At 37.5% G+C, this 24,062-nt stretch carries 25 protein-coding genes; 9 read left to right on the plus strand and 16 right to left on the minus strand.

The annotated features are described in order from the left end of the window. The first annotated feature begins 174 nt into the window (after positions 1–174). On the plus strand, positions 175–1,317 hold the full coding sequence (locus LJC66_RS15745) for a C40 family peptidase (RefSeq protein ID WP_230932980.1): 1,143 nt from the start codon (positions 175–177) through the stop codon (positions 1,315–1,317). Positions 1,318–1,398: 81 nt separating this feature from the next. On the opposite strand, the gene LJC66_RS15750 is transcribed toward LJC66_RS15745, so the two are convergent. The 6 genes from LJC66_RS15750 to LJC66_RS15775 form a co-directional block, all read right to left on the minus strand. Continuing rightward, positions 1,399–2,400: a 3D domain-containing protein gene (locus LJC66_RS15750; protein WP_230932981.1), complete on the minus strand. Its 1,002-nt coding sequence runs from the start codon at positions 2,398–2,400 to the stop codon at positions 1,399–1,401. Positions 2,401–2,830: 430 nt separating this feature from the next. Further along, the gene (gene nfsA, locus LJC66_RS15755) at positions 2,831–3,580 is read right to left on the minus strand and encodes an oxygen-insensitive NADPH nitroreductase (RefSeq protein WP_153254509.1); all 750 of its coding nucleotides are present in this window, start codon (positions 3,578–3,580) and stop codon (positions 2,831–2,833) included. A gap of 92 nt (positions 3,581–3,672) precedes the next feature. Next, entirely contained in the window at positions 3,673–4,806 is a 1,134-nt protein-coding gene (locus tag LJC66_RS15760; protein ID WP_195696625.1) for an MGDG synthase family glycosyltransferase, read from the minus strand. Then, positions 4,803–5,396 carry a DedA family protein gene (locus LJC66_RS15765; protein WP_230932982.1) on the minus strand — a complete coding sequence of 198 codons (594 nt, stop codon included), beginning with the start codon at positions 5,394–5,396 and terminating at the stop codon, positions 4,803–4,805. The genes LJC66_RS15760 and LJC66_RS15765 overlap by 4 nt, the downstream gene beginning before the upstream one ends. Before the next feature lie 15 nt (positions 5,397–5,411). Then, positions 5,412–6,122, minus strand: a complete 711-nt coding sequence (locus LJC66_RS15770; protein ID WP_195696623.1) for a polysaccharide deacetylase family protein — start codon at positions 6,120–6,122, stop codon at positions 5,412–5,414. Between the two features lie 290 nt (positions 6,123–6,412). Then, positions 6,413–7,015: an alpha/beta hydrolase gene (locus tag LJC66_RS15775; protein WP_230932983.1), complete on the minus strand. Its 603-nt coding sequence runs from the start codon at positions 7,013–7,015 to the stop codon at positions 6,413–6,415. Positions 7,016–7,838: 823 nt separating this feature from the next. Between LJC66_RS15775 and LJC66_RS15780 the strand changes: the two genes are divergently transcribed. After that, positions 7,839–9,629 carry a transglycosylase domain-containing protein gene (locus LJC66_RS15780; RefSeq protein WP_230932984.1) on the plus strand — a complete coding sequence of 597 codons (1,791 nt, stop codon included), beginning with the start codon at positions 7,839–7,841 and terminating at the stop codon, positions 9,627–9,629. Positions 9,630–9,664: 35 nt separating this feature from the next. Here LJC66_RS15780 and LJC66_RS15785 read toward each other — a convergent pair whose 3' ends face one another. Further along, positions 9,665–10,996: a polysaccharide biosynthesis protein gene (locus tag LJC66_RS15785; RefSeq protein ID WP_116514018.1), complete on the minus strand. Its 1,332-nt coding sequence runs from the start codon at positions 10,994–10,996 to the stop codon at positions 9,665–9,667. A 294-nt stretch (positions 10,997–11,290) separates the two neighbouring features. Then, complete coding sequence (locus tag LJC66_RS15790; RefSeq protein ID WP_230932985.1) at positions 11,291–12,208, minus strand: DMT family transporter; 918 nt, start codon at positions 12,206–12,208, stop codon at positions 11,291–11,293. 150 nt (positions 12,209–12,358) lie between these two features. On the opposite strand from LJC66_RS15790, the gene LJC66_RS15795 reads away from it, so the two are divergent. Beyond that, positions 12,359–13,735 carry an aminotransferase-like domain-containing protein gene (locus LJC66_RS15795; RefSeq protein WP_230932986.1) on the plus strand — a complete coding sequence of 459 codons (1,377 nt, stop codon included), beginning with the start codon at positions 12,359–12,361 and terminating at the stop codon, positions 13,733–13,735. Positions 13,736–13,798: 63 nt separating this feature from the next. Here LJC66_RS15795 and LJC66_RS15800 read toward each other — a convergent pair whose 3' ends face one another. Further along, positions 13,799–14,197 (minus strand): FixH family protein, encoded by a 399-nt coding sequence (locus LJC66_RS15800; protein WP_195696619.1) that lies wholly within the window; start codon positions 14,195–14,197, stop codon positions 13,799–13,801. A 150-nt stretch (positions 14,198–14,347) separates the two neighbouring features. Between LJC66_RS15800 and LJC66_RS15805 the strand changes: the two genes are divergently transcribed. After that, positions 14,348–14,752, plus strand: a complete 405-nt coding sequence (locus LJC66_RS15805) for a hypothetical protein (protein ID WP_230932987.1) — start codon at positions 14,348–14,350, stop codon at positions 14,750–14,752. Between the two features lie 270 nt (positions 14,753–15,022). Further along, positions 15,023–15,688, plus strand: a complete 666-nt coding sequence (locus LJC66_RS15810; protein WP_230932988.1) for a type 1 glutamine amidotransferase domain-containing protein — start codon at positions 15,023–15,025, stop codon at positions 15,686–15,688. A 41-nt stretch (positions 15,689–15,729) separates the two neighbouring features. Here the strand turns inward: LJC66_RS15810 and LJC66_RS15815 are convergent, their stop codons facing one another. Continuing rightward, the gene (locus LJC66_RS15815; protein ID WP_230932989.1) at positions 15,730–17,457 is read right to left on the minus strand and encodes an ABC transporter ATP-binding protein; all 1,728 of its coding nucleotides are present in this window, start codon (positions 17,455–17,457) and stop codon (positions 15,730–15,732) included. Positions 17,458–17,676: 219 nt separating this feature from the next. Here LJC66_RS15815 and LJC66_RS15820 point away from each other — a divergent pair, with 219 nt between their 5' ends. Continuing rightward, positions 17,677–17,865, plus strand: coding sequence for a hypothetical protein (locus LJC66_RS15820; RefSeq protein ID WP_028412801.1), 189 nt, complete (start codon positions 17,677–17,679; stop codon positions 17,863–17,865). A 30-nt stretch (positions 17,866–17,895) separates the two neighbouring features. Here the strand turns inward: LJC66_RS15820 and LJC66_RS15825 are convergent, their stop codons facing one another. Both LJC66_RS15825 and LJC66_RS15830 read right to left on the minus strand, forming a co-directional pair. Next, on the minus strand, positions 17,896–18,957 hold the full coding sequence (locus tag LJC66_RS15825; protein ID WP_230932990.1) for a copper resistance D family protein: 1,062 nt from the start codon (positions 18,955–18,957) through the stop codon (positions 17,896–17,898). A gap of 4 nt (positions 18,958–18,961) precedes the next feature. Beyond that, positions 18,962–19,522, minus strand: coding sequence for a copper resistance CopC family protein (locus tag LJC66_RS15830; protein WP_195696616.1), 561 nt, complete (start codon positions 19,520–19,522; stop codon positions 18,962–18,964). Between the two features lie 283 nt (positions 19,523–19,805). Between LJC66_RS15830 and LJC66_RS15835 the strand changes: the two genes are divergently transcribed. Beyond that, positions 19,806–20,075, plus strand: coding sequence for a CPCC family cysteine-rich protein (locus LJC66_RS15835; RefSeq protein ID WP_013057680.1), 270 nt, complete (start codon positions 19,806–19,808; stop codon positions 20,073–20,075). 51 nt (positions 20,076–20,126) lie between these two features. On the opposite strand, the gene LJC66_RS15840 is transcribed toward LJC66_RS15835, so the two are convergent. From LJC66_RS15840 to LJC66_RS15850, 3 genes are all read right to left on the minus strand, one after another. Then, the gene (locus LJC66_RS15840) at positions 20,127–20,828 is read right to left on the minus strand and encodes a poly-gamma-glutamate hydrolase family protein (RefSeq protein ID WP_230932991.1); all 702 of its coding nucleotides are present in this window, start codon (positions 20,826–20,828) and stop codon (positions 20,127–20,129) included. Positions 20,829–21,372: 544 nt separating this feature from the next. Continuing rightward, positions 21,373–21,546, minus strand: coding sequence for a hypothetical protein (locus LJC66_RS15845; protein ID WP_013057683.1), 174 nt, complete (start codon positions 21,544–21,546; stop codon positions 21,373–21,375). Positions 21,547–21,639: 93 nt separating this feature from the next. After that, the gene (locus tag LJC66_RS15850) at positions 21,640–21,921 is read right to left on the minus strand and encodes a Fe-S cluster assembly protein HesB (protein WP_230932992.1); all 282 of its coding nucleotides are present in this window, start codon (positions 21,919–21,921) and stop codon (positions 21,640–21,642) included. A 192-nt stretch (positions 21,922–22,113) separates the two neighbouring features. Between LJC66_RS15850 and LJC66_RS15855 the strand changes: the two genes are divergently transcribed. Next, the gene (locus tag LJC66_RS15855) at positions 22,114–22,566 is read left to right on the plus strand and encodes a Dps family protein (RefSeq protein WP_230932993.1); all 453 of its coding nucleotides are present in this window, start codon (positions 22,114–22,116) and stop codon (positions 22,564–22,566) included. Between the two features lie 22 nt (positions 22,567–22,588). Here the strand turns inward: LJC66_RS15855 and LJC66_RS15860 are convergent, their stop codons facing one another. Beyond that, positions 22,589–23,140: a hypothetical protein gene (locus tag LJC66_RS15860; RefSeq protein ID WP_230932994.1), complete on the minus strand. Its 552-nt coding sequence runs from the start codon at positions 23,138–23,140 to the stop codon at positions 22,589–22,591. A gap of 208 nt (positions 23,141–23,348) precedes the next feature. Between LJC66_RS15860 and LJC66_RS15865 the strand changes: the two genes are divergently transcribed. Next, positions 23,349–23,981, plus strand: a complete 633-nt coding sequence (locus LJC66_RS15865) for a spore coat protein (protein WP_195696612.1) — start codon at positions 23,349–23,351, stop codon at positions 23,979–23,981. The last annotated feature ends 81 nt before the right edge of the window (positions 23,982–24,062 follow it).

A 24,062-nucleotide genomic window follows, 5' to 3' on the forward strand; every position in this document is an offset into this window, starting at 1 on the left:
CTGAATATTTGTACATTGTATCACATATTTTCTTTGTTCCTTAGATTATCTTCTATCAGGTACGCAAACTGCTAAAAAATATGAAATTAAAGGAAAAGCACTAGTTCTTTTATAACCTAATATAGTATAATTTATCTGCTATACTATTATTTGGATATTTGGGGGACTTTACAAATGAAAAAAGAGAAACTACTTGTACCATTTATAGCGGCATCTGTTTTAGTAGGAGCATCGGTGACAACGCCTGTTTTTAGTCACTCTGCTTATGCTGCTTCTTCTGTCAGCGTTTATCAAAAAGACGTTAATTCGCTAGCAGATTATTACGCACCATTTTATAAAACCGTAGAAAAAAAGCTAAAAGAAATTGAAGGAATAAAAGATGACGAAAAAGCGTTAGCTGCATATGATCAGCTTGCGGATCAAATTGACCAGTTTCTAACAAAGACTGATAAAAATTACGCGATGAATCACCTTAATTCAGAAGCTGATCAGCTTCAAGGGTATTTATACGACAGCTTAATTGCTCTTTACAATTACATTGTGGATCTTGAAGACTATGCGTATGGAGATGTAAGTGACGCGGAATTTAATAAGATCTCTGCAAATTTTGAAAAAGAAATCAACGCATACAATACGCAATTTCAGCAAAAAGCGAAGAGCTATAAAACGAAGCGAAAAGTAACGTTTAACGCAAATATGAGTTATTTGCTTGATGAAGATATTCAACCTTCACCAACAGCTCCATCTACACCGGCTGATAGCAATGGCACCTACACGGTGAAAAAAGGAGACACGCTGACAGCAGTCGCTAAAAAGTACGGCATGACGGTAGCTGAATTAAAAAAATTAAACAACTTAAAAACAGATGCGCTAAAAGTTGGACAAGTTCTGAAAGTGAAAAGTGCAAGCGCACCTTCGCCGGCTCCAGCACCTCAAACTTCTGTTAGTGCAAAACAGCAGCAAATTGTATCGTATGCCAAAACGCTAATTGGAAAGCCATATAAATATGGAGGCACGACACCAAAAGGTTTTGATGTATCAGGGTACACACAGTATGTATATAAAAACGCGGGTTCAAATATTTCTATCCCTCGTACAGTAGCAGATCAGTATAAAAGCGGCACGAACGTAAAGCAAAACAGCCTGCAGGCTGGAGATTTAGTTTTCTTTAAAAACGGCAAATCCGTTTCAGTCGTAGGAATTTACCTAGACAAACAAGAATTCATTTATGTCAGCAGCAAAGGCGTTAAAACGCAATCACTTTCAACAGCTTACTGGAAAAACAGCTATGCGGGAGCAAAGCGTATTATAAAATAAAAAGAGGTGCCATAAGGCACCTCTTTTGTTTTACTAGCTATGTATTTCTAATACTAGACTAGCAATTTTATAAAGAACTTCTTAGTTCATAACCGTGATTTTAACAGATTTTCTTCCGAACTGTTGAGCATCACCTTCAGCAGGAACGAATACATCAATTCGATTGCCTTTAATTGCTCCACCTGTATCGGCAGCTACAGCTTCACCATAGCCTTCTACATAAACTTTCGAACCTAATGGAATAACACTAGGGTCAACAGCGATTACTTTTTGATTTGGATTTGCTTTTAAATCCACTCCTGTAGCAGTTGTACCGCTACATCCAGCACAATTAGCCGTATAGGCAGTTGCTTCAACTGTCATTGATTTGCCGCTGGCTTGTTGTGACGATTCAGCAGGTTGTTGTTCTTTTTGAGCCTGTTCAGCTTGAGCTTGCTGCTGCTCTTTTTGAGCTTGTTCAGCTTGAGCTTGCTGCTGCTCTTTTTGAGCTTGTTCAGCTTGAGCTTGCTGCTGCTCTTTTTGAGCCTGTTCAGCTTGAGCTTGCTGCTGCTCTTTTTGAGCCTGTTCAGCTTGAGCTTGCTGCTGCTCTTTTTGAGCCTGTTCAGCTTGAGCTTGCTGCTGCTCTTTTTGAGTTTGTTCAGCCGGCGCTTGAGCTTGCTGAGCTTCTGGAGCAGCCTGGGCTACTGAAGGGCTTGATTGCTGAGCTTGGCCGTTTGGAGACTGAATTTTTAATTGTTCGCCAGGATAAATTAAATCCGACTTCAGTCCGTTCCATTCTTTAATTTGATCTACCGTCACGCCGTATTGCTGACTGATGGACCATAATGTGTTTCCTTGCTGAACTTTGTGCGTCATTTCTTTTATAGTAGCTACGTTTAATTCTTGATTTGGATAAATAATATTAGATGTTAAGTTATTTGCATCTTTTAGCTCGTCTACGCTCACGCTGTTCTTTTGAGCGACTTTCCATAACGTATCACCTTTTTCTACGTGATACGTTCCGCTTGTAGAAGCAGAAGCTGCACCTACAAATCCCGCTGAAAGGATTGCTGTTGTTCCTAGAGTAAATATAAATTTTTTCATTACGAATACCTCCTTATTTACTCAATGATTGAATGATATCATCCTCACATTTCACAGCCGTTACAGAGCCATGCTACTTTTATTACAAAACTTAACAAAACGGAACGTCTAAACGTAATATTTCTGATAATTTGGCTATATGATGAAACGTTTCTACTTTTTACTGCTTTTTGTTGTTGTTTTTACCAAAATAGTTAAATTTCTCTATCATGGCTGGCTATGCCTCTTCTTTTTTATTGACCATTTAACGGGTATATTAAGTTTTTTTCATAACAAAAAAAGAGGTTGGAAATGAATCCAGTCAACTGCTAGAAGAAACTACATAAATGAAACCTATGTTCACCATAACAAAAAAAGCGAACCGCTCATCAAAATTTTTGATGAGCGGTTCGCTTTTCAATTCGGCTAAACTACTTTTGTCCCAGCTTTTTTATTTCTTGTTAAATCCTTGCTTTTCAACAAACTCTTTCATATACATACGCTTAGGATTGGAAAGCATTTCAGCCATTTGACCAGTCCACGTGTCTTGGCGTTTGCCATTTGTTCTTTCGTTGTAATAAGCAGAAATTTCTTCGTTATACGCTGTTAATTCTTTTTTCGTCTGCTCATCATTCGGCTCATATGTTTCTTCATGATACACATGTTTAAATGGTAAGCGCGGCTTTTTATCCGTAATACCCGCTGGATGCCCAACCGTTAGACCAAATAACGGGATTACATGATGAGGCAGTTTTAACACTTTGCTTACTTCTTCTAATTCGTTACGCAAACCGCCAATGTAACAAGCTCCAAGCCCCATTGATTCAGCAGCAAGCGTTGCATTTTGCGCAGCAAGGGCAACGTCAATAATAGCTACCATAAACTGCTCTGTGCTTTCGAGCGCTGTTGATAAATCTTTTTTCTCCATTTCCGCAATGACATCATGACGATGAAAGTCAGCGCAAAATACAAAGAAGTGTCCATTGGTTTCTACGTAAGGTTGATTTCCTGCTAATTGAGCAAGCTTTCGCTTCGTTTCTTTATCTTTTACTCCAATAATGGAATACGCTTGAATATAGCTTGATGTGGAAGCTGCCTGTGCGCTTTCTACAATCGTCTGAATTTGCTCTTCGGACAATGGTTTGTCTTCATATTTGCGAATAGAACGATGATTTAAAATCGTTTCAATAACTGAGTTCATATTATAATCTCCTTTTACTTCATTTAACCTTCTACAGATGTTATGTCTACAGTTAGTTTATCGAATGTAAAAAGAAATAACCAATGTTCTGCTTAAAATTGATTTTGACTTGTCTCATATCGATACAGCTTAAAATGATCTGCAAGCACGCGATCTACTTTTACTTCTAAGCTGTCTACATATTCGTCCATTCGTTTCATCAAGCGGTTTCGTTTCACATCATTTTCTAAAATGTTCTTAAGCTGCTGTTCAAAGGCTTCAGCATCATTAAGCGGTATCAGCAGCTCTTTTTCTTTTAGATATTCAATGTTAATTTGTTCTTGACCGGGAAGAGACGAGTGAATAAAAATAGGTAGTCTCTTGTGAAGGGCTTCGCTAATTGTCACTCCGCCCGCTTTTGTGACAATCGCATCTGCTCCCTCATATAAATCATTCATTTTCTCTCTCGATTTTACATACGAGACCGCTTTAATTCTCGGGTGATTTAATTTTATTAGTTCTTGATACAACTTTTTGTTTTTTCCGCACAGCACATAATACATATACGTACAGTTTTGCGGAAGCTGCTGAAGCATTTTGCGTACATTTCCAAGGCCGGAATTCCCTCCGGCAATCAGTATATGTTTCTGTGGCATGAGATGGTCAATCCGTCTTTTTAAAAACGCTTTATGAACCGGAATGCCCGTTACATAAATAGAAGACTCTTTTACACCGTGAACGTTTTGTAAAAACGCTTTTGTATCCTGATCAGGCACGCAGTGAAGCTCAATTCCATTTTTACCCCATACGTCGCTTACTAAGAAGTCGGTGTATACGTTTATAATAGGAAGATCAATGATGCCTTTTTCTTTTAACCCGCTTAATACACAGGAAGGAAAGCTGTGGGTACAAACAATGACATCCGGCTGCTCTGCATCAATTAATTTCTTCATATGGTATTCGATAATCGGCCACTTTTTCACAACAAAATCATCCATCGTATGGTCGTTTTTTTTGTATACATGACCGTAATAAAATTTTTCAAACTGCTTTGGAAAAACAGAAATCCATTTCATGTATATCGATGAAATCATTTGTTCAAGCGGTTTGCTCCAATAGCTTAAACAATCAATTTTTTGACAAATAACGTGCGAAAAACGCTCCATGATGGCATCCATAACGGCGTCTGCTACTTGGTGATGACCAGATGGCATCTGAAAAAGCGGTAGAAATAAAACCTTCCTCATTGACCATCCCTCCTCTCAAGACGTTTTCGGTTTCTTGTTCTTTTTATAAGTAAATAAATGACGAAAAAAGCTACAGCGCCCATGATAATATACGAAATATGAATTCGATCTCCTACATAGTAACCTAGAATCAGAAAAGAAAGGACCCATACTAGACTTCCTACTACCGATAACAATAAATAAAGTAAAAACGGATAGCGACTTACTCCCGCCATATATGGGCTAATCTGACGCAAGCCTGGAATATATAAACCAAATAAAATGGTCCATATCCCGTATTTATGGTAGCTGCCGCTTGCCGCTTCAATTTTCTCTTTGTTTAACCCTACGTATTTTCCGTATTTATCAAAAAATGGGGTTCCCGCATACCTTCCTAGCCCATAAGCAGTAAGCATTCCAGTTATAACACCTAAAAAAGCAAAAAGAGATGATTCGTATAAGTTCAGCTGATGTTTGGCAATAAACATGCCTAATAATATTAAAAATGATTCTTCAGGCGCTGGAATTCCAACAATCCCACAAAAAAGTACAAGTAAAATAACAATATAACCATAAGAATGTATATACTGAGAAATAATTGTTAAGTCCACTGCTCGCTCCTCTATTTACGATTGATTCATCAATTGCTGCATGGTTATACTTTCATATCCTTGCTGTTTTAAGTAAGGTAAAAATTCTTCTAACGCCGCAATCGTCATTTCAGGTGCTTTTTCATCTGCTCCCGGGGTATCTCCATTATCGTGTAAAACAAAAATGGCTCCATCTCCTACTTTACGCATTAGTTTTTGAACTAATGCCGTTTTCGTTGTTTTTAGTGTCCAATCCTGAAAGATTCCTGTCCAGATCACAAGGTGATATGGCTTGGCCATTGATAAACTGCTCATATTTAAATGTCCCCACGGCGGACGATAAAAAAGCGGCTTTTGATTTGTTACTTTTTCTATAACCTGTGCACATTGATGAATTTGTCTTTTTAATTGCCAAGGTGTTTGCGTCCATGCACTCACATGGCGATGATGATGTATAGCTACTTCATGTCCTTCATCGATCATCCTGTTTAAAATAGACGGGTGCTTTTCCCCTAGTTCTCCCACAATAAAAAAAGTAGCTTGCATTTCATGCAGTTTGAACAAGTCCAAAATTTTTGGCGTATAAACAGGATGAGGCCCATCGTCAAATGTTATAGCTATTTTATGCTTTTTTGCCCCTTTTATTATGACTGATGGATGATAGCGACGGTAAAGGGTTTGCGAAATAATGGTATATACACATATAACCATTAGAACGAAAAATAAAACAATAAAAAAACGAGTCATATGCTTTTAACCATCCTTTTAAATTTAAATCCTGCATTTATTATAACGGTTTACTCAGCCTTTGGTTTCATTTTTTTGTGATAGAAGTCCGGAATTTTAAAATAATTTGATACTTCACCTAAAAATAGCTGTTCTGCAAGGATATACCGGAAATAAAATGATATCATAAAATTTCCCTTCATTCAGTAAAAAAAGTACTTTTTACCATTTATATCTATCTTTTGTATGATAACTGTCATTGTTTTTTAAAAATAAAAAAACTTCCCGCACCTGTGCGGAAAGTTTTTAAGTTAAAATTTTGACCGATACCATTTTTCAGCTGCTTCAATTTCTGTTCGTGTTAACTGATGACCAAATGATTCCCAATGCACCTGTACGTCCGCTCCGGCTTTTTCTAAAAGCGCAGAAAGTTCTTCCGTTTCTGATGCTGGGCAAATAGGGTCGTTTGTGCCTGCGCCAATAAAGATAGAAGCGTCGGTCTTAGGCACTTCAATTCCTCTTCTTGGAACCATTGGATGAAGAAGGGCTGCCCCTTTCAAAGAATTCTCATAATGAAATAGCAAACTTCCTGCAATATTGGCACCATTTGAGTAGCCTACAGCTACGATGTTGTTTCGGTCAAATGAATATGTTTCAGCCGCTTCATCTAAAAATTGATGAAGGTCTTTTGTACGTTCAATTAAATCTTCTATATCAAATATTCCTTCTTGTAAACGTCTAAAGAAACGGGGCATTCCGTTTTCTAATACATTTCCTCTTACAGATAATACGGAGCAAGAGGAATCAATCATATCTGCAACAGGGAGCAGATCTTGTTCTGTACCTCCTGTACCATGCAACAGCAATAAAGTCGGTTTCGTTTCGTCCGTCCCTTTTTTAAAAATATGTTTCACGTATATCCACTCCTTTTAAATATCTCGAATTAAAGATAATTTCATTATAAGAACTTTCGAAGCATTTGTAAAGGAACCACTGTCAAAGAAATACCTGTATGTTTTGCTGGCAGTATCACATAATACTGAATAACTTCATATGGCTATTGCTCATATGCAGCTAGGTATTTAATTCGTTTGACTTATAACGGGGAAAGAAATATTCCACTTTTAGCTAAGTGCTCCGGTCAAAAGGTGGATAATGATCAAAACTCACCCGTCCTCCGTCGTATAAAAAGTGCCCTAGTCTGATAAATTAGTTAATTTTTGCTTTATTTCGTTACTTTCAACAGATATCAGCATTTATACCCGAACGTACTAAATCGTATTTCGTATACGTGTTATAACAACTTTTTTCTATGAGAAACAGAAAGTAAAATACCAGCTTGTTTTTTCATAAAGGGGAACAAAGCCCCGAATGGTGCTTTATACGACTTTATTTGACAAACACAAATTTATGGGTAAACTAAGTTCAGATGATTGTATTTCACTTCGTTTCAGTTTTAATAAAAAAACGAAGCATCTGCGAGTAAGCAAAAAATAACTGCGTAAAGAGCTATTTATGTCAATCATCTTATACCCTAAAAACTTACCTGCACTTGAATAATAGCCTTTATTAAACTTAGCGCGTCAGCTTGTGAACGTTAATACTTTATCATCCATTTCTCTGTTAAAAGATTGAATGGGTCAACAAACTTCAGCATTCTTTACATAACGACCTTGTAAAGACGAAGAATGTAGCTATGTGTGAACATGGAATTATTACTTAGTGGAGTGAACCAACATGAGGAAATTTATTTTAGCCTTTTTAGTCGTTGTTTTAATTGTAATGCTAGGAGTTACCTATGTATTAAAGCAATTTCAGCAAACGGCTGATTTATCTTACTCGAAACTGCAGTCGGTTCAAAGTACGGTAGTCTATGACAAAAATGACCGTAAGATTGACGAATTGTATAAAACCGTTCCCCGTCAAAATGTTTCGAGCAATGAAATTCCCGATTATGTAAAAATGGCGTTTGTTGCAACGGAAGACCGTCGCTTTTACAAGCATTTTGGGATTGATTTACAAGGTATTGGCCGCGCCCTTTTTACGAACATTGTAACAATGAGTAAAGCTGAAGGCGCAAGTACCATTACACAGCAGTTAGCAAGAAATCTTTACTTATCTAGTGATAAGACCATTAAACGTAAAGTAGATGAAATGTTTCTCTCACTAGGCTTAGAAAGACAATTTACAAAAGATCAAATCTTGGAATTATATTTAAATCAAATTTATTTCGGAAGCGGTGTATATGGTATTGGTGCAGCTTCTCAGCTTTATTTTAATAAGCCTGTATCAGATTTAACCGTAGGCGAAGCTGCGCTTTTAGCAGGACTGCCGAAAGCGCCGAGTACGTATTCACCAAGCAATAGTACAGAAAAAGCGACATCCCGACGAAACGTTGTATTAAAACTGATGCATGACCAAAACGTTATTAACGACACGCAGTATCAGCAAGCACTAAACGAACGTGTTGTAAAGCCAAGCATTCCGGTCAAAAAAGCAAGCCAAAATCAGGCCTTTATTGATTACGCGATTAAAGAAGCTGCTCAGGAGTACGGCGTATCAGCGGACGATCTTTATGAAGGCGGCTATGCGATTTACACAGATTTTGATCCTAATTTACAGGAATCGATTAATAACTCTGTAGCAAATCATACGTTCCGAGATGATGACATCAACAGCAAAGTAGAAGTAGGAATCTCAGCTGTCAATCCTAAAACGGGCGCCATTTCGGCTATGTATGGAGGACGCAGCTATGAGCGGAACGGCTTAAACCGCGCTACTAGCGGCTATCAGCTTGGCTCAGCTATTAAGCCGTTAGCTGTATACGGTCCTGCATTAGAAACTGGAGACTATACGCCAACTTCACTGTTAAGTGATGAACGTCAGGACTTTGGCGGTGGATACAGTCCTAAAAATGCAAATGGACAATATCAAGACCATGTTACAATGCGTCAAGCGCTTACTCGTTCGCTTAACGTTCCAGCCGTGTGGCTTTTAAAAGAAATCGGTATTAGTAAAGGTGCAAAATTTATGGAAAAAGCAGGACTTCCTCTTGAAGATAATGATAAGAAGCAGCTAGGACTTGCTCTTGGAGGAACGACAGCGACGTTCTCACCTCTTCAGTTAGCACAAGGATATACAACGTTTGCTAACAAAGGTGTTATGACTAAGCCTTATGCAATTCGAAAACTTGAGATGCGCGGCGGTGCAGTGAAAAAGCCCGATATTCAGACAGAGCAAGTAATGAGTGAAGAAAATGCAGATACGATGACATCTATGCTGCAAGATGTTATTGAAAAAAGCTATGGAACAGGTGTTAACGCTCGTTCTTCAAGAGATGCTGCAGGTAAAACCGGTACAACTAACGATGACAAAGATGCTTGGTTTGTCGGGTATACCGATGATGCAGTGGTCTCTATCCACGCTGGCTTTGATAACGCCAATTCTACGCAAGAAAAGAAGTACTTATCAGGCGGCGGCGGACAAGATCCTGCTACACTGTTTAGCTCAATTATGAATAACTGGTAACCAAAAAACCTCCAACTTCACTGTTGGAGGTTTTTTTAAGATAAATGCGTTTTATGCTTAAGTGAAAAAAAGGAAACGTTAATGACTTTACAAATCGTTACATAATGGAGAACCGTCAAGACAACCACGCCGCAGTTCATCCCGATAATAATTCCCTGCATGCCAATATTTGTTTGTGATCCTAAGAAAAACATCAGGGAAAAAGACACAATATGAGACCATATCGTATGATAAAAAGCATCTTTTACATAGCCAAGGCCAATTAAATAAGCCTGAAGCGGAACGGCGAAGAAGTGAAAAAGAAAATACGGCCATAAAGCCTTTAAATAGTACACCGCTTCTGTAGAATGAAAAAACAAGTTGGTAAGCGGCTCAGCAAAGAAATACATCGCCACTATAGACGGAATGCCATATAAAAATGTCATTTGCATGCTTTGAGTCAAAAGTCTTTGAAGCTGTTCTTCCTGATTTTTCGCATGAGCTTCAGATACAGCGGGTATGAGTGCTACTAAAAGAGAATGAGCAAAGAAAGCCGGAAAAAAGCCGATCGACATCGCTACCCCTGTTAGCATACCAAAATGCTGCGTGGCCCCGGTTAAAGTCATGCCCGACAAAACGAGCGCGTGTTTGATTAAAAACGGCTGAACAGCATTACATACCGCATTAAATAAACGCAGTCCCGTGGTCGGAAGTGAGACGCCTAACAGCTTTTTCCGAATCTCACTTGGAGAAAGCAGAGGTCTGTGCCCTCTTGATAAAACACTTAACTGAGTAACATACGTGATAAAAAAATAAAGTAAAATAACAGCTTCGGTTCCAATTAGCGTACAAATCGCAATAAACAGCGACATTTTAACATCTGTGAAAGCAAACATTTGAAAAACAATAAATAAAATCGTTAGCTGAAAGGCTTTGCGGATAAAATTAGACACGGCGATAGTCGTCATATTATTTTTACCCGTAAAATATCCACGAAGCACGGCTGAAAATGAAACGACCGGAATGAAACATAGTACAACCCATTTTAAGTAAGGATGATAGTGACTAAAAAATGGAAAGGCTGCTAATACGGCCAGTGTAATAAAAAAGATTCCCAAGCTCACAGCAGTCGCAAAAATGGTGGCATGCTTCATCATATGCTGATGTTCTTTGCGGTGATGTTCGGCCAAAAATTTAGAAATAGAAATAGGCAGTTCTAAGTTGGCTACCGTGGCAATAAGAAAAATGATAGGAAGAACAGTCATGTACATGCCCATGCCTTCCCTACCTAATTCTCTAGCAAGCACCATATTTACAAGAAATTCAATTAACTCTCCTGCAAAGGCAGCACCTGCTAGAATAAACGTTCCTTTCAAAAAAGTGTTCATCTCGTTATCTCCTCTATTTCCCGTCCTTTTTCATCACTACCTCTTCTCTCTATGTATATGACAAGCCCAATACGAATTATTTGTCTAACTGTATTTTTTCGGTGTACAAGTTCTTGTATAATGTTCAACCTATGTGAAAAAAAACCGTTATATACCTTTTTCACATAGGAAATTCATTCATTTCTTATCTTTTGACTCTTGAGACTTACATAGAAAAACAGAAGACGCAATGAGCCTGCTGATTGCTAACGGGAATAGAGCATGTTGTTTTAATGTAACAAATTCACATATTAGTTAAGCGTCTTTATTCACTATTTTCTGTGGATGCACTTCTTTTTTTGACACCGAAGCGTTTTTGCCTAGTACAACCGAAAAGACAACAATTATTGCTATAGCAAGAGTAAAAAGTGTAATTGTTTCGCCTAGAAATAGAGCTGCAAACAGAATCATTAAAAATGGCTGTAAATATTGAACCTGGCTAACTCTGGCTATTCCACCCATAGCCATCCCGCTGTACCAAGCAACGTATGCTAAAAATTGACTCACTACTGAGAGATAAATCAAACTAACCCACGCTTGTAAAGGCGCATGGAGCATTTCAGCTGTAATGCTTAGTCCCACTGGAATCATAAAAAATGGTGCACCGATGATAATGGCCCAAGCAATTACTTGCCAGCTGCCTAATTCTCTTGCTAACACCCCTCCTTCTGCATAGCTCAGTCCAAGTATCAGCACCGCTGCTAGTAAAGCTGCATCGGCAAACTGCAGTTGACCGAATCCGAGGTGAAGAGCATACACGATAACAGCTGCCGAACCGATTATACTTGAGACCCAGAATTTTAAAGAAGGACGTTCACTCCCTCTAAACATCGCAAAACCGGCTGTGGCTAATGGTAAAAGAGCGAGTTCAACCGCTCCGTGAGAAACAGGCAATGATTTCATTGCCCAAGAAGTGAGCAGAGGAAACCCTAAAACTGCGCCTAAAGCGACGATCAGCAGACTTTTAAATTGGCGAAGAGAAGGAAATTTTTCTTTTCGTACAATCAATATCACAGCTACTAAAACAGCAGCTACAGCTGTTCTTCCTAAACCGGCGACTGTCGTTCCGAAATACTTGACTGCAATGCTTGTAGAAGGAAGGGTTAAGCTAAAACAGATAACGCCTACTAATCCCAACAATACGCCCATTTTCTCTCTAATTTCTTTTTGCATCTTACCCTACCCCTGTCTTTTTATTTTTCAGAACTGTACCATTTTTCTAAAAAAAGTTCTGATATAATTAAAAGGATAGCGCAGGACAACTACTAAAATAAATCATTCTTTTACCTATCTGTACGGGTACAAATTAAAGGAGTAGGACCTATGAGTGTGAAATATCTAAAAATCATGGAAGAAATTAAGCTTGGCCTAGCAAATGGATCGCTTATTGCAGGTGGTAAACTCCCTTCTGTTCGCCGACTCTCCCAACATTTTTCGTGCAGCAAGAATACCGTTATCAAAGCGTACAGCGAACTAGAAAAAGAGCATTTAATTTATTCTGTTCCTAAAAGCGGCTACTACGTTGTGGCGGAATTTCAACATAAGACGAATGAAAATGAAGTGATTGATTTCTTGTCTGCGGGCCCAGATAAAAACGTTATGCCTTATCTTGAATTTCAGCATTGTATAAACCAAGCGATTGAACACTACAAAGAAGAGCTTTTTACATACTCTGATCAACAAGGCTCTTACTCATTGCGGGTACAGTTAGTGAAACACTTGCAGAACCTACAGGTGTTCACTCAAGCTGAAAGGTTAGTTGTTGTATCCGGGTCTCAGCAAGCTCTTCACTTACTAGTTTCTATGCCTTTTCCAAATGGAAAAAATAATATCTTAATTGAGCAGCCCACTTATTTCGGTTTTATCGAGTCTCTTACGCTGCACCAAGCTACTACTTTTGGGATCGGGCTATCGATGGAAGGGATTGATCTTGATCATTTAGAGTACATTTTTCGAAACAATGATATAAAATTTTTTTATATTATTCCAAGGTTCCACAATCCTCTTGGGCATTGTTATACAAATTTTGAGAAGAAAAAAATCGTGGAGCTAGCCGAAAAATACGATGTATATATAGTGGAAGATGACTTTTTGGGCGACCTTGATCCGGATGCAAAATCAGATCCTTTATTTTCTTTTAATCCTTCTGGACGAGTCATTTACATTAAAAGCTTTTCGAAAATTTTTCTTCCTGGTTTACGGATTGCTGCTGTTGTGCTTCCTTCGTTAATGAATAGTAACTTTTTACGATATAAATTCAGTTCAGATTTTAATAGCTCAGCGCTTTCCCAAGGTGCTCTTGAAATATATTTAAAAAGCGGCATGTTTACGAGTCATCTTAAAAAGATAAAAGAGGTATACCATACCAAAATGCAAACTCTTGTAGAAGCATGTGATTCACTGCTACCCGCTCATACACATTTTTCTAAACCAACTTCAGGATTCTATTTATCCATTAGTTTGCCTGAGCATGTGAAAGCAAAACAGATCGTTCACATGCTAAACGAGCAGCACATATATGTTGATGATGCTTCTAGATTTTTTTTACCAGAATACAAACGAGACACTCTTCTCCGATTAAGCATCTCACAAGTAAATACGAATACAATCAAACGAGGAATTGAACAGCTGGCTCAGTGCATTACTTTAATTGATGATAGAAAACATCATCCTATTCCAAATAACCTTTTCCCTTTGTAGAATGGGAATTCAATGGACATACTAAACGAAAAGAAGCCAAGGAATTAGCATCCTTGACTTCTTTTATTTAACCGTAACGGTTATAAGAGGCATATTATGCGTCCCTTTTGCAGAAACATGTGATTGCACGGTATACGTGCCAGGCTCAGCGAAAGATGTTTGTATTTCATATACACCTTCTTCTACTTGTTTAGGCTTTAACATCTTCCCTTTCCCTTCGCCATCTTTTTTCTCTATTTCAAATTCAATCATTTCAACATCATCATTTTTCACTTTTTCGTCTCCATATGTAACTTCAGCTTTGTAGGTACCGCTTTCATTTTTCTGCAACGCTTCTGGACCTTGAAGATTTACATTCAACGGTTTTGGCTGCTCAGCATTTGTGCTTTGAGCAGGTTCCTGACCACAGGCCGTTAAAAGTAAACAAAGACTGATTATAGATATACTTATTCTTTTTTTCATGTATTCATCTCCTTTTTAAATCCTTTCTTTAACTATAACGCGTATTAACAAGAAAAAAATGAATTTTTCTAAAAAAGAAGGATTTTTAAAGATTTTTTAAGAAAAAAAGTTCATACTGATGCTAACTAGTTTTTTCCAAGGAGGAAGAAAATGAATTTAGCTAAATCTCCAGCTAAAAAATCATGGCTACAGACATTAATTAAAAATAAAAGTGAGCGCAAAAAAGTGATCTTTATCTTTACTATGTCTTTTTTACTAGTTGTAGCAGGGCTTATTTACATCCCTATTTATAAACATTCCCTTCCACTCGATTTTAAAATATATGAAGGGAATTTTAAAGAGCTTGGTTCAATCGCACGAATTGGTTTCTTTGCAGCTTTAGCCATTTATCCTATTTTTTTATTATTAAAATGGAAACCGTTATCGCACATAAAAAAAGGAAATTTTGAGTTCAAACCGCTTATCCAATTTTTAGTCAAGTATGTTCGTCAGTGGCACGTTCCCGTTGCTCTTATATCAACGGCCTTGATTATTTTACATGGTATATGGCTTTAATAAAAGGATTTCAAGCAAATTTTACGTACTTTTCAGGAATTATTACGATGGCTGTTCTAGCTTGTTTACTCGTGATGGGCGTGAAGCGCTATAAGCGTACAGATAAAAAGTAGCATCTTAAATTTGCTATCTCTTTTTTGGTTTTGTTTATGATTCATGCTACCTTTTCATAACTTGCCATTGTTTAAAGTTTTTTTATATAGGGTACAGTTCACAATGAATACATGACATGTATCACTATACGTTTTACATCATTTAGGAGGTATAAACATGGCAAGAGTGTTAGCTGTATTATCAAGCGGATACGAAGAGAAAGATTATCACACAGGTTGGTGGGCAGAAGAATTATTTGCTCCGCTGCAAAAGCTTGAGGACGCAGGGCACACCGTTGGTTTAGCCTCACCTTTTGGAGGTAAGCCGGAAGTAGACGTTCGAAGTATTTCAGAAGACTTTGATCCAGACGGAACGTATAAGAAATTATATGAATCAGGAAGAGCGGATCAGACAATGAAACTTGAAGAAGTAGATGCTGAGAACTATGACGTTATCTTAGTAGTAGGCGGCCACGGCGCTATGTTTGACTTAGCAAAAAATGTGGACTTGCATGCACTTATGAACAAAGTGTACGACAACGGAGGTATTTTAGCAGCTGAGTGTCACGGACCTTCTGTTTTTGCTTTCTTGAAAGGATCCGAGGATGAACTGTTAATTAAAGGACTAGACGTAACCGGTTATCCTGATGAAATTGAACCGGAAGAAGTACTTCCCTTTTTACCATACAGTTTAGAACAAGAACTTCGTGAAGTGGCTAACTACATCCCTGAAAGGGATAAAAAAGCATATGCCGTTTGGGCAAATGATCAAATTGTCACAAGCCGAGATCCTTTTTCTTCTGAGTTAATGGGTGATGAATTAGTTAAAAAGCTAAATAAATAAACTAAAAAAAGACTGCTCGAAAGCAGTCTTTTTTGTTTGTTCTATAGGGATGTTTGAAACTGCTGCTCTACCAAACGCCGGTAAAAAGAATGAGAGGCTAACAGCTCTTTATGCGTTCCGCTTCCTGTAACCTGCCCTTCTTCTATTACAACAATTTGGTCCGCATTAATAACCGTAGATAGACGGTGGGCAATGACGAGTGATGTGCGTTCTTTCATTACCGTTTCCAATGACTCTTGCACAAGCTTTTCTGATTCGGAGTCCAAGCTAGCTGTCGCTTCGTCCAGTAGTAAAAACTGGGGATTGCGTAACAGCGCTCGGGCAATTGCAATACGCTGTCGCTGTCCTCCTGAGAGATTAATACCTCTTTCTCCAATCATTGTTTCATATTGATTTTCGAAGGACTGAATGAAATGATGAGCATTCGCTAACTTCGCTGCTTCTTCTATTTCTTCATCCGTCACATGCCGCTCTAATCCGTAAATGAGATTTTCTCGAATTGTTCCTGCTAAAATCGGAGAATCCTGCTGAACATAGCTAAACAGGTGACGCCACGAACGTAAGTTGACGTTTTGACTGTCTGTTCCATCCAAGAATATGCGCCCCGATGAAGGCTCATAAAAGCGTTCAATAAGTGAAAAAACAGTAGATTTTCCAGCTCCGCTAGGTCCAACAAAAGCGGTAACTTCTCCTTTTTTAGCAGAAAATGAAACTGCCTGCAATACTGGTTTATCTTCATATTGAAAAGCAACTTTATCGAACCTTAAACTCCCTACCTGTTCAAGCACTTCTCCATTTTCATAGTTTTCTTCTTTCTCAGCTAATATATCAAAGATTCTTTCTGAAGCGCCTTTAGTTTGCTGAAAGCTCGTAACAAATCGGGTAAGTGAACCAACCGGAACCATAATTTGAAAAAGGTAAAGAACAAAAGCTACCAGCTCTCCTGCAGTGATAAATCCCTCACTCACACGGTATGCACCAAACCCGACGATGGCAATCATAACAGCGGTCATCACCGTGCTAATAATCGGGGTAATGATGGCTTCAATTTTAGCTCTCTTTACACCGAAGAGGTAGAGTGACTGAAACGATTGTAAGCCGGAATCAACTTCTTTTTTCTCTGAACCGGATACTTTAATCAAGCGGATTTCACTCAGCATTTGGGCTAAAAAAGCCGTAAGCTTAGACATTTTATCCTGCTGCTCACGTGAAATTTTATGTATTTTTCGGGCTAGCGGCATAACCAGTACAAACATAACGGGAATAACCGCTAATAAAATGAGCGTCATGGGTACATCAAGCGTAAATAAAATAACAATGGCAACGATAATAGATAAAATATTTTTAACAAAGTCAATCATTTCTGTTGACAATAAATTCATCACAATGGTTGTATCATTTGTAATGCGGCTTACCATTTCACCGGAACGGTTTTGGTCGTAAAATGAAACCGGAAGCTTTATGAGCTTGTTCCACACTTTACGTCTGAGTTCTTTTACAACACCTTGCCCTACTTGAGCAAGGAGATAAAGAGATACTGCGCTTGTTACCATTTGAGCAGCAAATAAACCAAGGAGCCCTGCTATAAGCTGAGGTGAGACGCCTACTGTAATTTTCTCCATTACTTCTTTAATGACAAGAGGAATAGAAAGCGACGCTCCGGTATTAATTAAGGCCAGTATGAACGAAATGAGTAGCTTTCCTGTCGGAGGGTTCGTTAGCAACCATAATTTTTTAAATGAAAAATGAATTCCTTTTTGCGTATTCATCTTAGTTCCTTTCTAATTCTTTTAATAGGTGGTATACACACTTTAGGCAGACACCACGCACTTTACCTTCAAAGTTCTATCTTATTTTACACCATTTCCTTTTTCAACCTGAACTTCTAAGCTTTTACCTATTTTTCAAACTCGTCTATACGAAAATGACAAGCTGGTCATATACTATGGTACACTGAATTCTTTTACTAGATGAGAGGTTGAATAAGAATGTCTGTTTATATTAAATCTATTTCTATTGGCACAATTTCTGGCGGGATCGTTATTTTTGGAAACGCAGGAAATATATCGCCTCCAAGCGGCTCTACGTCCGGCTCTGGTTCTAGCTCTAGTTCCCAAATGCCGATGCCTCCTTCTCCGGAAAAAGGCCCGAGAGATAACACCACTTTTAATGGCTAATAAAAAACAGTGAGGTAATTCTCACTGTTTTTAGACTTGAATACTTGTCATCATCGCAATATAAAAAGCAAAAACAAACAAACCCGCACTTAATACGCTAAGCCATACTGTCTTTTTGTAAAAACAAATAAGTAAATACACAAAAAACAGCAGTGCGACAAATAAGAATAGGATTCCTACAATCGTTACGTGAAACGTTAGAGGGAGCGTCACTTGTTTCCCATAGATAAATGGAAGAATCGATGAATCCATTGCCATATGACTTATATTAGTTGGCGGCGATTGCGTCACCATCATAGCTGTAAATAAAAAAATGATAAGCAAAATAATGCTTTCTGCTCGAATCCACATCACGGGCTTATATTCTGGATGTTTTATCGTTTTTTTCATAAGAAAGCCATTGATGACGGCAAATGCAAGCAGCGGAATAATCGTAATATGCTTTAGTAAAAGAGACTGCCCGTAATCTGTAGCCCATGAATTTACATAGTTGGACAGCCCCATGATAATGACCATCGAAATGAACCCACTTAATGAAAGAAGCACAAAACAAGCGATTGCAAAAGGCGTAAACCAGCTTAAGAAACTTTTCCAATTGGAGGTTTCTTTTGAAAAAGCGGCAACAATCAGAACCACCCCTCCCCACAGTCCAACTGCTAAAATATGAAGAGAATGAGAAAGCATGCCGCTAAGCGCAGAAGCCGATGCTGCGTGACTTGCGTAGGCGATTCCTCCCACCAAGGCTACAGTCAGTAATGTATACACATGAGGGTGGCTCTCTATTGAAACAGCAACCATACATAAAATAGCAATCAGCACAACAAAGATCCAGGCGTGTCCCGTTCTTGTTTCCAATAATACAAGACGAACTGTTTCACCTAACCCTCTTATTTTTGAAAAAGATAAAATAATCTCAAGCGAATTTCCAACCGAAAAAATAGCGATAGCCGCTGCACTTGCAAGTAGCCATCGCTTTGATAATAAAATTGTTGGCTTTTTTGTAAGCGGTACATATTGCAGTACGGCAAATCCTAATAATAAGGAAAGACCTACGTATGTGAACCACTCAAAAACAGGCAACAAAATACTCATCTTTTTAAGCCTTTTTCTTTCTGAAGATTAAGAGTAATGCTCCAACCACCACTACAATAGCAATAATCATGATAACAAAAAACGATGAAGAATCATTGTTCTCTGTTTTTTCATCATTTGCTACTGCACTTTTTTGGTGCTGTTCAGATTGCGTGGCGCCTTGCTTTTTTTCACTATCTTTTCCGGCTGCTTGAGTGCTTTCTTCTTTCGCCTCATCTTTCACATCTACTTTAAAAGCAATCGAATCTTTCATTACATGACCATCTTCCCCTACAATTTCCCAGTTCACTTCGTAAGATCCGTTTTCAAGAGGCTGATCAACAGAAGCTATTAAATCATGATCCTCTACTTTTTGCGATGCAAGTGAAACTTTTTGTCCATCTTTTGTAACGGTCACAGTACTGATTTTCTCGATGTGTGTTTCAAAGGTTAATTTAATTTCTTTTAGAGGAGCTGTAACAGTTGCACCATTTTCCGGCACGGTTGTTTGCACATGTGTATGAGCAAAACTAACTGTCGGAACAGCTAAAAAGCATGCTAAAAGTAAACCTATTATTTTTTTCATATTTATGACTCCCTATCTCTTTTTTCTTTTTTCATCATATCCAAAAATGTTTTTATGTAGACGTTTCCGAACACGATCTATTTTCCTAGTAAGTGTACTCCTTTTTTACTCAGTCTCACAATAACTATTCCCAATTCGTTATAAAATGTTCACAATTCCTAGGAAAGGTGCTGCTGTAATTTTTTGAATATTCTTTCAGACTATTCTTGAATATAGTAAAATAGTTAAATAAGATGGCTGACTTTTTTCTAGCTTAAAATCCCATACAGAAAGGATAGAAACAATGAAAAAGTATACATGCCCTTGCTGTGGTTATCAATCGTTAGACAGTGATGGTGACTATGATATTTGTGAGATATGTTTTTGGGAAGACGATCCGTACCAAAAGCTGAATGCCAATGAATTAGGAGCCAACTCTATTTCTTTAATAGAAGCTCAGGAAAATTTTATAGTTTATGGAGCGTGTAATAAAGAAAGCTTACAGCACGTGAGAAAGCCTTCTGTTCAAGATGTAAAAGATTTTAACTGGAAACCTATTATAAGTCACGAGTAGCGAAACTAGTTTATAAAAAAAGAATGCTTGTGAAAGCATTCTTTTTTTGATTCAGTAAGAAGTGGAAACAAATGTAGAAAGCACATTTGTAAACCTATAAAAAGTTTGAGTTTTAGACGAAGTTCTTCCTTTTGAAGTGAATGAATGAAACATAGCACTTCGCAGCGGTTGGCTAATCTCCAATTGAATACTTTTCCCGGTACGATTTTTATTTGCAATATTTCCAGGTTTAATGCCTGCAATCTCATCGTGCCCTTTTGTAATCAGTTCCGCGGGAAATCCATTTTGATTTAATAATTGCGTTAATTTTTTTGCACGCTCCCGGTCAGTTCCCCCCACAAAAATATGTTTTTCATTCCCAGAATACCCGTGAAGAGATAAAACATTATCATACTTGCTTACCATCTTACGCGCTGTGGGCTCATCAAAATGAGTGCTTGTGAGGTGCAGGTCTCGTGATCCTTTCGACTTTAACGATTCGAATAGGTAAAGAGCATTTTGTTTGCCAAGCTCTTGGGCAATTTCGCTTGTCCCCCCTTCAATTCCTCCACGGTGTGGAGCAAAGATAAGGACAGGGCTTTTCGTTTTTTTGGTCGTCACTTTATAGCTAGCTGAAGGCTCGTGCTGTGAGAGCTGCTTGAAATTTTGATATTTATCAGTTGACGCACTAGATGTATCTTGAAAAGGTGAAATGAATAAAACGAGTAGACAGATACATAAGGTAGAGAAACTTACTAAACGATAGCTTTTCAATTTGTACTCCTGCTTTCCGTTGTGTAATAAGACCTAAAGCATTAGAATCTTAAAAAAACCAAAAATAATATTATAGTAGTCTTATTTACTTATCGTTACAAATTATAATTTATTTAATAGTTCTTAATACCTATTTATGCTATTTAAAAAAACTTCAGCGCATATTCACTGAAGTTTTTTTGCTTTTATTTATTTAAAGCAAGCGCCAAACTAATTTTATCCAGCCAAAGAAGGCGATCCATAAAGGTATGCTCAAAGATGTTCCCCACGCTAAACCAATTAAGAAGTTTCCTCTTTCAATCATACAAACCACTCCTTATGAACATTGTAGGTGAACAAGTACAATTCTATACCTTCACTATAACAGAAAGCGCTTTCATTTAATAGTCACTTACACGTTTTTAGTTCTATATTCATACAGAAAACCGGATTTCAAGTAGATAAAAGGTGATATATAAGAAAATGAATAATGACAAGGTGTAAAAGTATAATAATCTACTAAAAAAAAGAAACCTTCTTTGAAGGCTTCTTTTCTAGGTGTTTTTTATTGTTCGCCGCTGCGCTGCAAGCGATTCTCAATAAATAGGCGCTCAACAAATTTATTTAGCTGTGCTTGATACAAACGGCGCTCATCTAGTGTTTTTGCGTCTTGTATTTGCTGCTTAAAGCGTTTGATTTGCTGTCTTTGTTCAACCGTTACATGATGAGAAAGAAGCATAGGTCCCCCTCCATTTCACTAACGTTTAAATTAAGTAAACCAAGGTTTACCAAAACAAACAACAAACCTGTTAGCTTCTCTTACATAAATTTTTTATTCAGCCTCTTTAGCCCCAACTAATGCTAAACCTGGACCGTACGGCGTGGTATGAACATCTAACATTAATTCATTTGTATAAGGTACAATAGAAGTTTCCATTGCTACTTGTACTCCATCGACTTCATACATTTCATCATTTTCAAAAGGCTTTTCAAAAGCTAACCCAATATTAGGGATTTCACAGCTAATTCCTTTGAAATACAAGCGAATTCCTGTTATCTCCTGCTCTTCAAGTATATTGTTAATTAATTGTTTTGCTTCTGGTGTAATATGCATAACTAACCCTTCTTCCTTTAAATACTCTTGCTCTATCCTATCATATCTTTAGAGTTTTTAAAGAGAATAACTGCAATTTAAAAGCATTCTGATTATTATTTAATAATTATTATAAATAAGTATTGATTTTAATTTGATATTTGATATAATATGAACATAAGATAAAAACAACTCATTAGGAGGCTATTAACTATGAATTTAGAAAACGTATTGAACCAACAAATTGCCGATTTTAACGTATTGTATACGAAGCTACATCGCTTTCACTGGTATGTAAAAGGGCCTCAATTTTTTACGCTTCATGAAAAATTTGAAGAATTCTATAATGAGACGGCGGACTATATAGATGAATATGCAGAACGATTACTAGCCATTGGAGGAAGCCCAATTGCTACAATGGAGCAGTTTTTACAAACAGCTACTCTTTCTGAAGATGGGGACGAACAAACGAGCGAAGAAATGGTAGAAACCTTAATTAACGACTATACGCTGCTTGTTAAAAGTTTAAAAAATGGAGTTGAAAAAGCAGAAGCAGCGCATGATCACGTAACAGCTGACTTATTCATTGGAACAATCGGTAACATTGAAAAACATATTTGGATGCTAAAAGCTGCTTTACCTGTAAAAACATCCGTAAACGCATAAAAAGAGCCTAAGCGGCTCTTTTTTACGTTTGCTGATTTACTTTTTTTTGTCTTTGCAGCCACATAAAAAAAGACATATCATCGTGAATGTCATCTTCTAGCACAGCCTTATAGACATGATCACTCGTATAATAGCGATTATATCCGCTTTGCTGCTTGAAAAATAAAATGCATTCCCGCTTCTTTTCAGTGAGAAGTGATTTTAATAACTCTTGTTTCTCAACTTTGCTTTTCACGATATTTTGTGGAAGCACGGAAATATCAAGCTTCCACTCTTCTCCCTTCTGAATCATATACACACTCCACTGATACTTATCTTTTTCATTAGCAACTATCATCTTATAAGGGTTAAAGCGCTTTGTAAGCTGATACCCCATGTGAAAAATAGATTCTTCATCCATTTCATCATTTCCTACGTAAAAATTAATGATGCGATTTGTCATGACATTTAACTCAAAACTCTCCCCTGAGAGAGGACAACCATATTCTCTTAACAGGTCCAATAAATGATTGGATACCACCAGTTGATTTGCTTCGTGTTTTAATTCACTTGAGTATGACAGCAGCTCATTCATGTTTTTTGATTCCCCTATCTATAGATCGTGAATTGTTATTGATATTCGCTTTTTTTTCATAAAACCCTTTCACTTTTACCCTTTAATTAAATAACTAGTTGTAAATTAAGTTATGTAGAGCAACATTTTATGAATAAACCAAGTTTGAGTATAAAATCCGAAGAAGTTTAAAGACTATAGTTGATACCGATTTTAAGGAGGACTTAGTATGAATAATCACGAACTTCCTACAAACATGCAAACTGGAGCTGTCCCCCCTCAATTGAACCATGGAGGGCATGAACTATTTGACGTTCATGAAACACTAGCCGGCTCGATTAATGTAATGGATCAGTTTATGATGTTTAGGCAATATGTAAAAGAACAAGAGCTGCTTGATATCATTGATCGGCAATATCAGTTTATTTTAAATGAATATAATTTAATCGTAGAAGCTTTTTCTACTGGTCAAAAGCCGACCGGCTCTACACATGTATATAACATGAAGCAGTCTCATACCTTTGTTTATGGCTTAAAGCCTTCGCAGCCTAAAAAGCCGAATCAGTCCGTTGAGGAAATTAATGAAAAAGGCATATCAGGTCATATGCTAGGTCTAGTTAAGTCTCAAGCATCTCTTTTAACCATGACCGCTTTAGAAATAACAAATCCTGTTGTTCGTCGAATATTCGGAGACAGTGTTCCTAATTGGATTGAAATGGCTTATGAAATTTCTCTTTATCAAAATAAACACCATTATTATCAAGTGCCGCAGCTTGCAAAAGAAGATATGCAGCAAATGATCACAAGTTTTGCAAAAGCCACTGCCTCTCCTCAGATGCCTAATAACCATAACCTGCATTAATTAAAAAGAGGCCGGGGCAAACTATTTTAAGTAAAGGAAGATCCGAACGATGAATCGTTCGGATTTTTTCATTAGTATGGT

The organism is Priestia sp. TSO9, assembly GCF_021029645.1.
Taxonomy (GTDB): Bacteria; Bacillota; Bacilli; order Bacillales; family Bacillaceae_H; genus Priestia; species Priestia megaterium_E.